Here is a 17,072-nt window from a genome sequence, read left to right on the forward strand (position 1 = left end):
AATAATCAAATATGAGTCATATATAAGCTTTAAAAATTAGTGTTAACTCACATCATATAGCAGCTATTCTCAAGGCTTACGAAGTAATTTATCGGTGCTTAAAGGATAAATGTAAATCCTTACTGGTGGTAAAGCTAAGTTTAATTAAGGTTAAAGGCAAAGGATAATTTCTAACTAATATACTAAAATTGATTAGCCTAAAATCTGTATAATTATACTTGTTGACGGATAGTTAAAAAGCATAAATATATAATTAGAGCGACGCTTATCAGGTTATTAAGCTTTTACTAAAACCAAGCTTTACTACTTTGGATAGATTCACCGCAACTAACTGCTTAGTTATGTATTTTTCCAATGCATAATAGGTGTTGAGCAATCGCATTATCTAGCTGATTTTGGGAATAATCCTTTAGCTAGCTGCATAAAAGGAGAACTTACATTGAAAGGAATCCGTTCCCTTCTAACACCTTATGTTGTGGCATTGTTGACTGTTGGTAGCGCATTGCTACTAACACTATTGCTACAGCCACTACTGGAGCCAACTATTTTCCTGCTGTTTTTTGCTGCCGTGGCGGTTAGTGCCTGGTTTAGCGGCATGAAAACAGGGTTGCTGGCTACTGCTTTGTCTACTTTAGCCGTCAGTTACTTTTTCTTAGAGCCGGTGTTTTCGCTGTTCGTTGCGAGTGGAGACAGCATATCACAGTTAGGCTTGTTTGTGTTGGTGACAATACTCATCAGCTTCTTAAACTCACAGTTACGCACTGCTAAACAACATCTTCAAATGAGTTTGCAGAAGCTACAGGTGAGCGAGGCAAAGTTTAGAAAGTTGGTAGATTCCAACATCATTGGGGTAATTGTAGGCAAAATTGACGGGGCGATCGCAGAAGCTAACAATGCCTTTTTAACAATGGTAGGTTACTCGCAGGAAGATTTGTTAGCAGGGCGAATTCGATGGCGCGATATAATCCCACCAGAATATATTGAAGCAAACAACAGTGCGATCGCAGAACTCAAAACCAACGGTGTGTGTCAGCCTTTTGAGAACGAATACATCCGTAAAGATAACAGTCGCGTTCCTATCTTATTAGCTTCTGCCTTATTAGAAAATAATCCAGACGATATTATTAGTTTTGTACTTAATTTAAGTAACAGCAAACAAGTAGAGGTTGCTCTTTGCAAAAGTGAAGAACGTTATCGTACCTTTTTAGAGCAGAGTTCGGAAGGTATTTGGTGCATGGAACTCGAAGTGCCGATTTCGCCAGAGTGTCCAGAAGAGGAGCAAATTCAGCATTTTTATCAGTATGGTTATTTAGCAGAATGCAACCATGTCATGGCGCAAATGTATGGGTATTCTTATCCACAAGAAATTATCGGCGCTAGGTTAACAGACTTTTTTGTTCCCTCATCTCCACAGAATATTGCATACCTGCGTAATTTTATTTGTTCTAATTATCGATTAATCGATGCAGAGTCTCATGAAATAGATAAGCAAGGTAATTCCAAATATTTTTTAAATAATCTAGTGGGAATTGTCGAAAATGGCCTTTTAGTTAGAGCGTGGGGAACTCAACGCGACATTACAGAAAGCAAGCGAGCAGAAGTAGCACTGCGTCAACGAGAAGATCAACTGCGCCTGATTACAAATGCTGTGCCCGTCCAGATTTCCTATGTTGATGCCGAGCAGCGTTATCGCTTTAATAATAAAGGATATGAAGACTGGTTTGGAATTCCTACTTCAGAAATTTATGGTAAACACATTAGAGAAATGGTTGGAGAATCTGTTTATCAGTCAATTCTTCCTTATGTAGAAACGGTACTTTCAGGAGAGCAAGTAACTTACGAAACTCAAGTACCCGATAAAGATGGTACAAACCATTACGTGAATGTTACTTACGTCCCCCAGTTTAGTCAGCAGGGAAAAGTTGAAGGATTTGTTGCCCTAATCACAGATATTACACTTCACAAATTAGCAGAAGCAGCTCTCAAACAAAGCGAGAAACGATTAAAGACACTCACAGAAAAAGCCCGCGTGATTCCTTGGGAGGTAAATGCTACTACCGGAAATTTTACTTATGTAGGGCCGCAAACTGTTGATATTCTTGGCTATCCATTGTCAGACTGGTACAGCGATGATTTCTGGGCAAAACACATGCATCCAGAAGATCAAGAGTGGGCTATTCAGTATTGCCAAGAATCTTCTTTATCACAGAATAATTATGAATTTGAATACAGAATGTTGACTGCTGATGGCAGAGTTGTGTGGTTATATGAGATTGTTAATGTGGTGCGGGATGAGAATGGGCCGCAGCTACTACATGGATTCATGATTGATATTACCGATCGCAAGCAAGCAGAGCAAGAACGGGAACAACTGCTTGAGCGCGAACAAGCAGCACGCGCCGATGCAGAAGCTGCAAACCGCATGAAAGATGAATTTCTCGCCACACTTTCCCATGAGCTTCGTACACCCCTAAACGCCATATTGGGTTGGACGCAGCTACTTAGGAGTCGCAAGTTTGATGAGACTACTACTAGCCGAGCGCTAGAGACAATCGAGCGTAACACCAAATCCCTAGCTCAACTAATCGAAGATGTCTTAGATGTCTCCCGGATTATTAGAGGTACACTCCATTTAAATATTCATCGGGTAAAACTTGTACCACTTGTAGAGGCAGCAATCGATACTGTTTACCCAGCAGCCCAAGCCAAAGAGATTAGCATCAACTGTAAATTCGATCCGGAATTAGGGGTAGTTGTGGGTGATGCCAACCGCTTGCAACAGGTTGTGTGGAATTTACTCTCCAACGCCGTTAAGTTTACACCCAAAGGGGGAAGAGTTGATATGCAATTGGAGCGTATTGAATCCCATGTGCAAATTCGGGTGAGCGATACGGGAGTGGGAATTGCTGCCGAATTTTTGTCCCATGTATTTGAACGCTTCCGTCAAGAAGACAGTTCGATCACGCGATCGCATGGTGGACTAGGATTAGGGTTAGCGATCGTCCGCCACTTGGTAGAATTACACGGCGGCAAAGTCTCTGCCGAAAGTCCAGGGATTGGACAAGGGGCAACATTCATTGTCAATCTGCCAATGAAAGCCGTTTATGTAGAGGCTAATACGGCAGAGCAGCTCTCATCTGTTGGAGATACCCAAGACGCTAACAATTACCTGCCAAACCTAGATGGCTTGAGGGTGCTGATTGTTGATGATGAGGCAGACGCGCGTCATTTGCTCACCACGATTCTGGGACAGTATGGGGCCCAAGTCATGGCTGCTCCATCTGCAAGTGATGCACTACTTGCCCTGCAAGAATTTCGCCCCCATATACTGGTGAGCGATATTGGTATGCCACAAGAAGACGGCTACACACTAATTCGTCAAGTCAGGGCGCTACCAACAGACCAAGGTGGACGGATTCCAGCAGTGGCGCTGACAGCCTATGCTAGGGCAGAAGACCGCACGCAAGCGCTGTTGGCAGGCTTTCAACTCCATGTGCCCAAGCCAGTCAATCCGGTCGAGTTAGCAGCTGTAGTTGCCAATCTCACCGGGCGGACTTGAATGCTCTCAAGCTCTACAAGCGTCCAATCCACTCGGTCAAACTCAGACTAGAATTAGAATGGACGTGACATTCTCTAGTAGCTAAAGTGCCAGACTCTTTGCCATTGCGCGATCGCTATCTTGCCTTAATCGATGAAATTGTTGAAACCACCCTCAAGGGCAAAATTAGCTCTGTTGATATGGTGTATCAAATGCTGCTTAAAGGAATTACTTCCGGTACAGGGGAAGTCTTTGAGTTAGCTTTGAGCGATCGCCTGAATGCCCTCCAAAGCCAAGTAGATAGTGAAAAAGACGAACTCAAGAAAGCTAAAGCTACTCGGAGTTTGAGAGCGATTAAAACCATTCAAAGTCAATGGCAACGCTGGCAAGAGCAAAACAAAGCTACAGTTGCGATCGCCTCAGCAGTTACAGAGATTACCACAGCCGAGGCTGACGAGCGTCTGGCGACATTTTTACGGATTACTGACCCCAATCAGAAGTATCCGCTAAATTTGCAACAGCTACAGCAATTGTCAAAAGGATTACAACAATTTGCCCAGGCAGATGCTGATTTACAACAATTTTCTGAAGGGATTACCCGTGGTTTAGACTCTTGGCAGCGATTGCAAGACAACTTGCTCAGTTGGATGTACGAGCAAAAAGAAGCTTTAGGATTTGGCGGCGTACCAGGAGAACGTGGCCCTTGGGCAAGTTGGGCTAAACAACTTAATAGTGAGTTACCCAAAGCACTGCTTCGCACCTTAGCGATGGAAGAATCGGCAATTGAGTTTGCCCAGCGACAACGGGGTATCACCCTGAGAGATTGGGTGGAAATGGCATTAATTTTACAGTTCTTGCAACGGGGATTAATTAACTGGTTTGACCAACAAGCTTACGATGTTAAGGCGGGGCCAAAGTTGTCCATTTCCACTTTTTTGACCTTTGCAGTGATTTGGAGTCAATTAGCAAGTGGTTTTGGGAGCATTGGGACAGTGTACGGCGATGCCTGTTCTCAAATTATGCTCCAGATTTTGCGAACCTTTGCCCAGCGTCCGTATTTTCCCTTTTACGGCGGCATTTTCGCCTCTTTTACTGGCACTTATTTGCGAGATGCCCTTGATTATTTGGATGAACCATTGCGTAGGGGTGAGGGAACCCAAGAAAAAGCGCGTATTTTGACCCTATTAGGTTATTCGCAGCGTGCTTTAGGGCAATACCAGCGCTCAATTGATTTTCATCAGCAAGCGCTGGAGATCGCCAGGAATGCAGGCGATCGCGCCTGTGAAATTGCCAATCTCAACCACCTCAGCCGCACCTACGTGCAACAGCAAAATTATGCTGAGGCAATTAATTATAGCCAACGAGCATTAATATTGAGTCGGCAAGCAGGCGATAGAACAGGAGAGGCAAACGCGCTAGTAAATTTAGGTTACAGCGAAGTCATGCAGGCTCAAGAACTAGAAAACCTAGAACCTGAAACTTATGAAGCTGCAATTAACTATTTGGAACAAGGTTTAAAATTATCAGAAAAATTAGGCGATCTTCAAAGTAAAGCCTTATGTGTCAGCAGCTTAGGAATTGCCTATTTAGTAATTGGAGAACACCAAACTGCAATTAAATATCTTGAAGATGGTTTTAAAACAGCCCAAGTTTCAGGCGATTTATATCTGCAAGGCCGGAACTTAGCTTATTTAGCAGAAGCTTATTACCATCTCGAAAATTCTGAAAAAACCATTTACACAGGCTGCTTGGGAATGTATCTTTTGGAGCAAATTGCTTCTAATGAATGGCGACAAGCGGCAGGTTTACTAACAATTTTGCAAGGACAAATCGGTGTAGAAGCTTTCCAAAAGTTCCTACAGCAACATCGCCCTAAAATCATTGCAGTTATCGGTGTAGATGGGTATGACCACATTCCCAAATTATTAGAAGTATACAAACAAGATATTTGAGGAGACAGGAGGCAGGACAAGAGAGGCGATAAATCGCTAATTATTGTAGAGACGGTGATTTATCGCGTCTTTGTGATCTAGAATTTTCATCAAAAAACCTTAACCTAACCGTATTGAGAGCTAAGAGCCACGAGCCAGAAGATAGAAATTGAACGAGGAAATAATACAGCAGATTACAACTTAGTGAGGTACAGATGAGCTAAAGGGCACAGCAGTGCTGTGCCCCTACCTGTGTACTTCATTTAGCTGAAAAACACTGTAACTCCTATACTTGTTACTAAGTGATTACAGTTGGTTTTTCCCGTCCTGTCAGTTCGCGGATCTGGGCTATCTCCTCAACAAGACTAATTAAAGAAGCAAGTGCTTGCTGTGGATCAAGGTCATGTTTGGCTGGATCTGCCTCATAACTTTCTATGTAAACTCTTAGGGTTGCACCTTGAGTCCCCGTACCAGAAAGTCGCACCACAATGCGGGAGCCATCGGTAAAGCCAATGCGAATACCCTGTTTTTGGCTAACGCTACCATCAACAGGGTCAGTATAACTAAAGTCATCACTGTATTCAACTTGATAGTTACCGAATTGCTTACCTTTGAGAGTTGGCAATAAAGAATGCAGTTTTGCAATTAAGGTGTTTGCTGGCTCTATTTCTATTCCTTCATAGTCATGGCGGGAGTAATAATTGCGTCCATAAGTCTGCCAGTGTTCCCGGACAATCTGCTCAACAGATTGTTGCCGCACTGCTAGAATATTCAGCCAGAACAGAACAGCCCAAAGCCCATCTTTTTCGCGGATATGGTTAGAGCTAGTACCAAAACTTTCTTCACCGCAGAGGGTAGCTTTACCCGCGTCTAAGAGATTGCCGAAAAACTTCCAACCAGTGGGCGTTTCATAGGATTCAATTCCAATCTGAGCAGCAACTCGATCCACAGCTTGACTAGTAGGCATCGATCGCGCTACCCCAGCTAAACCGGAACTATAACCAGGGACTAGCTTGGCGTTTGCGGCTAAGACTGCGAGACTATCGCTAGGAGTGACAAAGAACTTACGCCCTAAGATCATATTGCGATCGCCATCTCCATCAAAAGCTGCCCCAAAGTCTGGCGCATTGTCACCGTACAAAATATCCACCAAATCATGGGCATAAACCAGATTTGGATCAGGGTGTCCGCCTCCAAAGTCTTCTAAAGGTGTACCATTACGCACAGTTCCTACTGGTGCGCCCAAACGTTTCTCAAAAATGGCATGAGCATAAGGGCCAGCTACCGCATGTAAGGCATCGATGCTGATCCGAAAATTTCCAGAAGTCAACAGTTGGTGAATGCGATCAAAATCAAACAGAGACTCCATTAACTCTTGATAATCTTGCACAGAGTCAATCACCTCAACTACCGTGTTTCCCAAATGTGATTCACCCAAGGTTTCTATGTCTACATCTGGTGCTTCCAGAATTTGGTAGCTATCAATTACTTTAGTGCGATCGTAGATAGCCTCTGTCACCTTTTCCGGCGCTGGGCCACCGTTGCCAATATTATATTTCACACCAAAGTCACCATTTGGCCCGCCCGGATTATGACTAGCAGACAAGATGATGCCGCCAATGGCCTGGTACTTGCGAATAATAGCGGAAGTTGCAGGAGTAGACAAAATCCCCCCCTGACCAACTTTAATCTGCCCAATGCCATTGGCCGCAGCCATTTTTAAAATGATTTGAATGGCTTGGCGATTGTAATAACGACCATCACCACCCAGAACTAGGGTTTGCCCCTGTAATTCCCCTACAGAATCGAAGGTCGATTGGATGAAATTTTCTAGGTAGTGGGGCTGCTGAAAAGCCTTAACTGCTTTCCGCAGACCCGAAGTACCGGGCTTTTGGTCGCTGAAGGGAGTAGTAGAGACTTTACGAATGTTCATAGATCGTGTTTAACAAGGCATTTTCTCTTACAGCTTTGCATAAGTTTGTTACAAAAAAAATTGCCCCGTATTAAACCTTTGTGTATCCTCTATAGCTTTGGAGTAGTTCATTCTTACGCAAAGCTTTACTAACTACACCTGAATTCTGCTGTTTACTCATACCGTTTCTTTGTGAAGCTGCATATATTTACCCTCCCCCTACCCTGTCCCCCTTTCCATTTTTCATTCCCCTCTTTTTTCTCCTCCTCAAAACTATTTTCTCGGTTTTTTGAACCCAATGTTTAAAGGTTGACGTGCTAGTAGATTGGGTTGAAGAATGTAGCAAAATCCCCCAGGTTAACCCAACATTTTCATATCAGCCCTCAATTTCATGCCAATTTCATTTTGAGATGAAAGACTAGGTATAAGGTGCAGAAAAATCCCCCAAAACAAAGCTAGCTTTGTTTATCAAATATTACGATCGCAGTTGCTTTGCACCCATATTTCAGATTTTCTCATAACGATGCCCAACTCTCTGCGTTTCCAACCAATTCTAACCATGCGTTGTGTTTCTGGTACACTTGTCGGCTTACTATTATTCGCAAATCCCGTAGTAGTTTTAGCCCACGCCGGACACGGAGATGAATTTCAAGGAGAAAGTGAAGCCACCCCAGCAACTAGCTCTATTCAAGTTGACACTCAAACTGCCCAACGTTTAAGAATTAAAGTTGAGCCAGTTAAAAGTCAGCGTTTAGCTATGGGTATAAAAACCACAGGACAGATTGAAACTTTACCTAGCAAACAAGTAGAAGTAACCACACCAATTGCAGGCGCGAAGGTAATTGAGTTATTGGTAGAACCTGGTGCATTAGTTAAACAAGGTCAACCTGTGGCTATACTATCTAGTCCTGATTTGGTAGAACTGCGGGTTAACTCCCAAGAAAAACTGGCTCAAGGTCAAGCTGATTTGCAACAAGCCTTAGCTGATTTAAAGTTAGCGCAACAAAACCGCGATCGCTATCAACAAATTACCACAGCAGAGATCGCCCAAGCCCAAAGTCAAGTGGCATTTTCCCAAGAGAAGTATGACAAGGATCAAGAATTAGTTGCCCAAGGTGCTTTACCACGGCGTAATGCTCTCGAATCTCAAACTCAGTTAGCCCAAGCTAAAGCTGAACTTACCAAAGCCAATAGCCGCCGAGAGGTTATTGAGGCTGAAAATCAACTTAAACGCGCTCAGGCATCTGTTGACGTAGCAAAATCCCGGATTACTCTCAGTAACAGCACGTATGAAACTCGGCTGCAACAATTAGGAATCCGTGGCAATGCCAAAGGATTAGTGACAGTAACATCTCCCATTTCTGGGAAGATTGCAGATAGAGAAGTTACTCTTGGTCAAACCTTTGAGGATGCAGGTGGTAAGTTGATGACGATTGTCAATGACAATCAGGTTTTTGCCACAGCGAATATATATGAAAAAGATTTAGACAAAGTTAAAGCAGGACAACAAGTTAGGGTTAGAGTTGCTTCAGTTCCAAATCGTACTTTTACGGGACGAATTGCGGTAATTAATTCTGTAGTAGCAGGTGAGACGCAGGTTGTACCTGTAAAAGCCGAAATCAATAACCCTGGTGGTGTACTCAAACCAGGAATGTTTGCAGACTTAGAAGTTTTGACAAACCAAACCTCCTCAGCTATCTTGGCGATTCCTAGTGCGGCTGTGGTAGAAGCTAATAATAAACAAGTTGTCTACATCCAAAGTGGCAATGCTTATCAACCAGTTGAAGTTACCTTAGGTCAAACCTCTGGAGATACGGTTGAGGTAAAAACTGGTTTATTTGAGGGAGATATGATTGTCACCCAACGCGCACCGCAACTTTACGCTCAATCTCTGCGGGGTGATACCAAGAAAAAAGCAGACGAACACACAGAAACTCCTTTACAAACAACAGAGACTAAAACGCCTAGCTTGCCAGTACCCTGGTGGATTGCAGCTGGGGGAGGAGCAGCACTAGCTACTGTAGCTTTTATGGCAGGTACTTTCTGGGCTAGTCGTCATGGCAAATATCGATATCAATTAGCCACAGAAAGCTACCTTACAAAAGAACCTTTAAACAGTGCCGCACCAGAATTCAATGATAACCATAGCGTGACGAGTAAAGATTCAGAAATCAAGATTGAGAAATAACAATGCTGAGTGCCATTATTAAGTGGGCGATCGCTCGCCGTTGGTTAGTCATTCTGGGGACAATTATCCTCACTATTTGGATATTTCGGACGATTATCCAAATGCCTTTGGATGTTTTTCCTAGCTTTGCACCACCCCAAGTTGAAATTCAAACTGAAGCACCAGGACTCGCCCCCGAAGAATTAGAATCCTTAGTAACTTTACCAATTGAAAGTGCGATTAATGGTACTCCGGGAGTAACAGCAGTCCGCTCATCTTCAGCAGCAGGAATTTCTGTTGTTAAAGTCATTTTTAACTGGGATACTGATATTTATCAAGCTCGTCAGTTAGTAACAGAGCGATTGCAACAGAGCTTTAGTAAGCTACCGTCAGGGGTGGAAACTCCCCAAATTTCCCCTACAAGCTCCCCCATTGGGACTGTATTACAATATGCCTTTACCTCCCAAAGCACTCCTTTGATGGAAGTGCGGCGCATTGTTGATTGGCAAGTAACAAATCGCCTTTTAGCTGTGCCTGGAGTTAGTCAGGTAGTAGCATACGGTGGCGATGTTCGCCAATATCAAGTATTAGTTGATCCAGAAAAATTAAAAGCCTTTAATGTCACTTTAGAAGAGGTAGAGCAAGCTGCATCTGCTGCCAATGTCAATGCTCCTGGTGGCTATTTAATTACACCTGACCGAGAAAAGTTAATTCGGGGAATTGGGCGGATTGAATCTATCGAAGAATTACAGCAATCAGTGATTACTGCCCGCAATGGTACACCTGTCAATCTCTCAGATATTGCTGATGTGCAAATTGGTGCGGCGATAAAACGGGGTGATGGTAGTTTTAACACTCAAAAGGCCATTGTTATAATGATTAACAAACAGCCTCAAACCGATACTCCTACTGTCACTCGTCTTATAGAAAATGCGATGTTAGAGATTCAAGGAGGATTGCCTAAAGATATCAAAGTTACACCAACCTTTCGTCAAGAAAATTATATTGATTCTTCTATTACAAATGTTAGAGAGGCTTTAATTGAAGGTAGTATTATTGTTGCTTTAATTCTGATTCCCTTCTTAATGAATTGGCGTAACTTAGTTATTTGTTTAACTGCTCTACCTTTATCTTTATTACTAGGAGTACTATTACTAAATTGGTTAGGACAAGGTTTAAATACCATGACTTTGGGAGGGTTAGCAGTAGCCATTGGTTCAGCCGTTGATGATGCAATTGTTGATGCTGAAAATGTCTATCGGAACTTGCGAGAAAATAAATATTCTCCCAACCCCCGCCCGATTTTAGATGTTGTATTTGACGGTTGTCAAGAGGTACGCGATTCGGTATTTGGAGCTACGATCATTACTATAGTTGTCTTCTCCCCAGTTTTCGCTTTGGCTGGTGTAGAAGGCAGTATTTTTATCCCGATGGGATTAGGCTATATGGCAGCAGTTATCGCTTCTAGTATCACGGCATTAACGGTGACTCCAGCTTTATGTGCAATTTTACTGCCTTATGGTCGCTTGCCAGAAACAGAACCTTGGGTAGCGAGATTTTTTAAACGGCTTTATTATCCTTTATTAACATTTTCTTTAAAGCATGCGGAAATTGTTTTAAGTTTAGCGATCGCTAGTTTGGTAGCTGCAACTATAATTTTCCCCTCCTTTGGCAGAATATTTTTACCAGAGTTTCAGGAGCAAACTTTAGTAAATACCCTAACTCTTTATCCGGGGGTTTCACTGGAAACTACGAATGCAGCTGGTGAAGCACTTCAGCACGCGCTCAAGGGAGACTCGAGATTTCCTTATGTGCAGTTGCGTTCTGGACGTGCGCCAGGAGACGGGGATGCAGCAGGGGTGAATTTGGGACACTTGGATATCGAGTTAAGCGACGCAGCGATGAAAGATAGGGAGGGGACGATTGAGAAGTTAAGGCAAGAATTCGCTAAGTTGCCAGGGGTAGCACCAAATATTGGTGGTTTTATCTCCCACCGCATGGATGAGGTATTGTCTGGAGTTAGGAGTGCGATCGCTGTCAAAATCTTCGGGCCAGACTTAGAACAACTCCACACCGTTGGGCAGCAAGTTAATGATGTCATGAAAACCGTTAATGGGATTGTAGATTTACAACTAGAACCCCAAATTCCGATTGAACAAATACAAATAAAATTCAACCGACCTGCTGCTTCCCGGTATGGTTTGACAATAGGCAAACTTTCGGAAATTATTGAAACTGCTCTGAATGGACGAGTAGTATCTCAAATTTTAGAAAAACAACAAACTTTCGATTTAGCTGTGTGGTTAAAGCCAGATGCACGGCAAAATTTAGATACGATTCGCAATTTATTAATTGATACTCATAGCGGTAAAAAAATTCCTTTAGCACAGGTTGCCACAATTGAAAATGGTACTGGACCTAATACTATCAATAGAGAGAATGTATCCCGATTGATTGTTGTTTCTGCTAATGCTAATGGTAGAGATTTACGCTCTATCGTCAATGAAATTAGAGACAAAGTTAATCAACAAGTACATCCACCCTCTGGTTACTATATCCAGTATGCGGGACAATTTGAAGCAGAAGAAAGAGCAACCCAGAATATTTTCATATCGAGTGCGATCGCCTTTGTTGCAATTACAGTCATCATGTACCTTTCTGTCAAATCTATCCCTTCTACTGCCATGATTATGATTAATTTACCTTTGGCTTTAGTAGGAGGAGTATTTTCAGTAGCTTTAACTGGTGGTGTTATTTCTATTGCCTCCTTGGTTGGCTTTATCACTCTATTTGGAGTTGCTACCCGCAATGGTTTGTTGCTTGTGGATAATTACAACACCAAATTTGCTGTAGGTCTACCACTTAAAGATGTTCTGATTAAAGGGTCAATGGAACGTTTGAATGCCATTTTAATGACAGCTTTTACTTCTGCTTTAGGATTAGCACCTTTAGTAATTGAAAGTGGGCCAGGAAAGGAAATCTTACAACCGCTTTCAATAGTAGTTTTAGGTGGTTTGTTTACTTCTACAGCATTAACCTTAATAGTTCTTCCCTCACTGTATGTCAAGTTTGGCAAGTTTTTAATCCCTTAGCACAATAAAGCAAGCTTATATGATTTGTGAAAATCAAAAGTTAAGATACCCGACTTCTCCAAGAACTTGAATATTTTACTTTTTCAATAAAAATTATCGGACTCCCAAAACTGCTAAAAGCATTTTGCCAAATTACCAATCAATTTAAAACAAGGCAGAAATTAATGAAAAAGCCAAAATCTAGTTTCATTATTATCGGAAGTGTAGGACTGCTTTTATTAGGAGCTTGTAGTAACACTAATCAAACAGTGAATACAGAAAATAGCCCAGTTTCTTCTACCTCAAGCGCCAAGGCTCCATCAGTTATACCTTCACCTGTGGCTAAAAAAACAAATAGTCCACATGGTGAATCTAAAGGTGGCCAAGTTGTAGAGACAGGAACTTATCACTTGGAGTTCTTAGCAGAGAAAGAAACCAATGCAACTCACATGGATTTATATTTGCAAACAGGTGACAATCACGAAGCAGTACCTAATGCAAAGGTAATCGCTCAAGTCCAGCTACCGGATGGGAAACAAAAGTCAATTCCTTTAACCTATGACGTTAGTGGTAAACACTACACGGCAATGCTATCCGAAAATATATCTGGTCAGTATCAGGTGAAAATTACTGCGGATATTAAAGGTGAAAAAGTAGACGGGCGTTTTAATTTTAATCGGTAACTGTTAGCTCGATTGACTGAATTACGGATTAGTCTGACAAGTGAAATTTATGCGAGTGCTACTAGTAGAAGATGAAACAGATTTAGGTGATGCCATTAAGCGAACTCTTACCCAACACAAGTATTTAGTCGATTGGGTACTGGATGGTACAGATGCATGGGCATATTTAGAAAATAGCTGGACACAATATACATTAGCTATTTTCGATTGGATGCTACCAGGAATATCAGGATTAGAATTATGCAAACGGCTTCGCTCCCATAAAAATCCTTTACCTGTGTTGATGCTCACAGCCAAAGACAGCATGGAAGATAAAGTTGCAGGGCTGGATGCTGGCGCAGATGACTATTTAGTAAAGCCATTTGGCATGGCAGAATTATTAGCAAGATTGCGAGCATTGCAGAGGCGATCGCCCCAATTTCAGCCCCAGGAATTAACTGTTGGTAACCTAACTTTAGATTACGGCAATAATTTAGTTGTTAGTCAGAATACTGCGGGAAACAAACAAGAGATTCCCCTAACAAATAAAGAATTCCAGCTACTAGAATATTTTATGAAGCACCCAAACCAAATTGTTACTACAGAACAAATTCGTAATCAGCTTTGGGAAGTAAGTGCAGAACCAGTTAGTAATGTGGTAGCTGCTCAAATGCGGTTACTGCGTCGCAAACTAGCTAATAGTGGTTGCGAAAACATAATTGAAACTTTGCATGGGATGGGATATCGTCTGAATCTTACTGATGAAATTTCATAAGCGCGATCGGTGTGAAAATTTCAAGGTATGTCGTTGCCAGTGGAACAGAGTGATTCGTATATTTTAGATTCCGTTACACTCAAAAATAGCTATAACTGTCAAATAAATTTCAAGGAAGCATATTGACTATGAAGTGGCGAGTAATTCTCGAACCTGATCAAGAAACCGGAGAATGGGCTGTTTGGTGTCCCGAATTACCTGGTTGTACATCTGCGGGTGATACGGAAGAAGAAGCTTTAGAAAATATCCGCGAGGCAATTCAATTATATTTGGAAGCCGATCCAATTCAATTAGCACCAGGAGCAATATCCCGCGAGGTTACGGTAGGATGACTCGTACCCGACGAATGAATGCGGATGAGGTTGAAAGAATTTTACAAAACTACGGATTTGAGCTTATTTCTCAAAAAGGTAGCCATCGTAAATGGCGAAATGATGATCGCCAACTACAAGTAATTGTGCCCTATCATAAAGGTCGAAATCTGCCAATTGTGACTTTGCGTAATATCATGATAGGTGCAGATATTCCCGAATCTGAGTGGAAAACTGATTAGTAAAAAGTCGCTAATTTTTACGTTCATTATTCTATTGGCAAACTTATGATTTTACCAAATTTTATTTTATTTCGAGTTAATTCAATTGCTTTTTAACAAGTGCAATTCTCCTAAATATCGTATGAATGTGACTGTTGACAGTTCTCCTTCTCTATGAAAATTTGCGGTGTCCAGATCCCCGAATACTCAAAAAAGTCGGGGATCTAATTATCTCCATAGTTACACTTATGAAACAAGTAATAGAAAATGTAAAACAAACCATAACGCAAAAAAAAATACTTTGGGCTTATCCAATTGCAGACAAATTACAAAAATATTGCTATAGTTTGGCAATCCAATGGGCAGTAGAATGCATACAATTATATTCATCCGAGATTAAATTGGACAAACTCTCCAAGCTTAATAAATATATTCAGCAAGCAATGGAAGAGCAAAATGTTTTAACTATTTTACAGTGTAATGAAATTGGTCAAGAAATATGGTATTTACCTGAAAGGGAAGAAGTTCAAACTGCAATAGCTCGGCTGTGGTGGTCTATCGCAGCTTTTAAAGCGGGAGAAGAGCATGGTGGAATAATGGAAATCACTGCTGCTGTTGAATTATTATTACCTGATATATCCGATCGTCGTCTATTAGATAGATACCTAGATGTTGCTTTAAGAATTTGGGAAAAATACGAATCACAAAACTAGGCGTTTAAGTAGTAGAATCGCATCGATTTACCTTAGTAGATAGATTATTTGTATTTACTTATCTTCACATAGTTTAGTTTTTTTAAGTTGTTTTACTTAATACCAATTCTCCAAAATGAGGCAACAGATGTAAATCAGGAAAGTCTTGCTGCATCTAAGTTTCTTAATTGCGAATTGCGAATTGGTATAATTGCTATTTTATGAATCAAAATAAACTATTTCAGCAAACCCGCCTGCGTTTAGCGCTGTGGTATGCGCTTGTCATGGCTTTGATTTTAAGCCTGTGCGGATTGGGCATCTACAGAGCAATCTCCCATGCCCATTGGATGACATTAGACCGAGAACTGGAGTCTGTCGCGGGAACATTGCACGATACTATTGAACTAAAATTACAAAAACCTGGTCAGTTGGAACCAGTAATACAGCAACTTTTACCTAATATCTGTGTAGTTGGGAAAAGTTGTATTCAAGAACAATCAATTTCCAAACGCCATATTTTAAGCGCTATCAATCAAAGCAATTACTATGTCCGTTTTTTCGATAATTCAGGACGTTTAATTGCGATCGCAGGAACTTATCCAGAAGGTTTTCCTATAGTCTTTAACAAAGAACTTTGGCAAACCCTTAAGGATAGCAAAGGCAACTTTTATCATCAAATTTCCTTTGTGCTGCACACCCAAAAAAATCTCGATTGGGGCTATATCCAAGTAGGGCGAAGTCTTGCAGAATTTAGTAGTTATCTCACTGCGGTAAAACTCACTTTAGTATTGGGATTACCAATCGTAATGGGTTTAGTTGGTTTTGCAAGTTGGTGGTTAGCAGGATTGGCAATGCAGCCGATTTATCGCTCATATAAACAAGTCCAACAATTTACAGCAGATGCCGCACACGAATTGCGGACACCTTTAGCAGCAACCCAAGCGACAGTAGAATCCGCGCTGATGATGTCTCAATTAAATGAAACAGAAGCGCGGGATATTCTACAAAGCCTATACCGTCAGAATCAGCGACTCACAACTCTAGTTACAGATTTGCTGCTGCTGACTCGCTTGGATCGTCAATCTGTGCCAATGCAACGTGACATTTGTTGCTTGGATGATATTGTTAATGACTTAATAGAGGAATTTGCAGCATTAGCGATCGCAGCAGGTGTAACACTGACATCTTCTATAAGGCTGTCAACTCCTTTGGATGTGATTGGGAATGCAGATCAGCTTTATCGCTTATTTTCTAACTTAATCATCAATGCAATTCAATACACACCACCAACAGGAAAGGTGACTGTTTACTTAGATCGTAGTAACCATTATGCTGTGATTCAGGTTCAAGACACGGGCATTGGTATTCAACAGCAAGATTTGACTCGGATTTTTGATCGCTTCTATCGAGTCAATAGCGATCGCTCCCGTAGCACTGGCGGTTCTGGATTGGGATTAGCGATCGCGCAAGCAATTATTTTGGCACATCATGGCAGCATAGATGTGCAAAGTCAATTCGGCAAAGGTAGCACTTTTACTATTAAGTTACCTTTCGATGTCCGCCCACTCGATAGTGTACGCTCTCTGGTAATAAAGTCTTGATTTCCCGTGCAATCACTATTGGAATACGAGACATTACACATTCTATTCTTATGGCTGAAGCAGACCACGTTTGTAATCGCGTTATGCAGAACCTTATACTAATTCTCCATGAAGATGGACTTAATATTTAAGTAGGTCGGCGTAAATAATTATTGTTGCAATAAGGCAGTTCTTGCAGGGGCAGGGGGCAG

General features: G+C 41.7%; 11 protein-coding genes. 10 read left to right on the plus strand and 1 reads right to left on the minus strand.

Annotated features, from left to right (window positions below; translation table 11 throughout):
* Positions 1-439 precede the first annotated feature (439 nt).
* Complete coding sequence (locus H6G26_RS26405; protein ID WP_190732756.1) at positions 440-3,559, plus strand: PAS domain S-box protein; 3,120 nt, start codon at positions 440-442, stop codon at positions 3,557-3,559.
* Between the two features lie 86 nt (positions 3,560-3,645).
* The gene (locus tag H6G26_RS26410) at positions 3,646-5,490 is read left to right on the plus strand and encodes a tetratricopeptide repeat protein (protein WP_190732758.1); all 1,845 of its coding nucleotides are present in this window, start codon (positions 3,646-3,648) and stop codon (positions 5,488-5,490) included.
* Positions 5,491-5,767: 277 nt separating this feature from the next.
* Here the strand turns inward: H6G26_RS26410 and H6G26_RS26415 are convergent, their stop codons facing one another.
* Positions 5,768-7,402: an alpha-D-glucose phosphate-specific phosphoglucomutase gene (locus tag H6G26_RS26415; protein WP_190732760.1), complete on the minus strand. Its 1,635-nt coding sequence runs from the start codon at positions 7,400-7,402 to the stop codon at positions 5,768-5,770.
* Between the two features lie 502 nt (positions 7,403-7,904).
* Here H6G26_RS26415 and H6G26_RS26420 point away from each other — a divergent pair.
* From H6G26_RS26420 to rppB, 8 genes are all read left to right on the plus strand, one after another.
* Positions 7,905-9,569, plus strand: a complete 1,665-nt coding sequence (locus H6G26_RS26420; RefSeq protein WP_190732762.1) for an efflux RND transporter periplasmic adaptor subunit — start codon at positions 7,905-7,907, stop codon at positions 9,567-9,569.
* A gap of 2 nt (positions 9,570-9,571) precedes the next feature.
* Complete coding sequence (locus H6G26_RS26425) at positions 9,572-12,640, plus strand: efflux RND transporter permease subunit (RefSeq protein ID WP_190732764.1); 3,069 nt, start codon at positions 9,572-9,574, stop codon at positions 12,638-12,640.
* 164 nt (positions 12,641-12,804) lie between these two features.
* On the plus strand, positions 12,805-13,302 hold the full coding sequence (locus H6G26_RS26430) for a hypothetical protein (protein WP_190732766.1): 498 nt from the start codon (positions 12,805-12,807) through the stop codon (positions 13,300-13,302).
* Positions 13,303-13,351: 49 nt separating this feature from the next.
* The gene (gene rppA, locus H6G26_RS26435; RefSeq protein ID WP_190732768.1) at positions 13,352-14,056 is read left to right on the plus strand and encodes a two-component system response regulator RppA; all 705 of its coding nucleotides are present in this window, start codon (positions 13,352-13,354) and stop codon (positions 14,054-14,056) included.
* Positions 14,057-14,184: 128 nt separating this feature from the next.
* The gene (locus H6G26_RS26440; RefSeq protein WP_086687204.1) at positions 14,185-14,388 is read left to right on the plus strand and encodes a type II toxin-antitoxin system HicB family antitoxin; all 204 of its coding nucleotides are present in this window, start codon (positions 14,185-14,187) and stop codon (positions 14,386-14,388) included.
* Positions 14,385-14,609: a type II toxin-antitoxin system HicA family toxin gene (locus H6G26_RS26445; protein ID WP_190732769.1), complete on the plus strand. Its 225-nt coding sequence runs from the start codon at positions 14,385-14,387 to the stop codon at positions 14,607-14,609. The genes H6G26_RS26440 and H6G26_RS26445 overlap by 4 nt, the downstream gene beginning before the upstream one ends.
* Positions 14,610-14,836: 227 nt before the next feature.
* A complete protein-coding gene (locus H6G26_RS26450) occupies positions 14,837-15,301 on the plus strand; it encodes a hypothetical protein (protein ID WP_190732771.1) in 465 nt (154 codons plus the stop codon).
* A 200-nt stretch (positions 15,302-15,501) separates the two neighbouring features.
* Positions 15,502-16,881, plus strand: coding sequence for a two-component system sensor histidine kinase RppB (gene rppB / locus H6G26_RS26455; RefSeq protein WP_190732773.1), 1,380 nt, complete (start codon positions 15,502-15,504; stop codon positions 16,879-16,881).
* The last annotated feature ends 191 nt before the right edge of the window (positions 16,882-17,072 follow it).

Origin of the sequence: Nostoc sp. FACHB-888, assembly GCF_014696655.1 — a bacterium.
In the GTDB taxonomy this organism is placed as follows: domain Bacteria; phylum Cyanobacteriota; class Cyanobacteriia; order Cyanobacteriales; family Nostocaceae; genus Nostoc.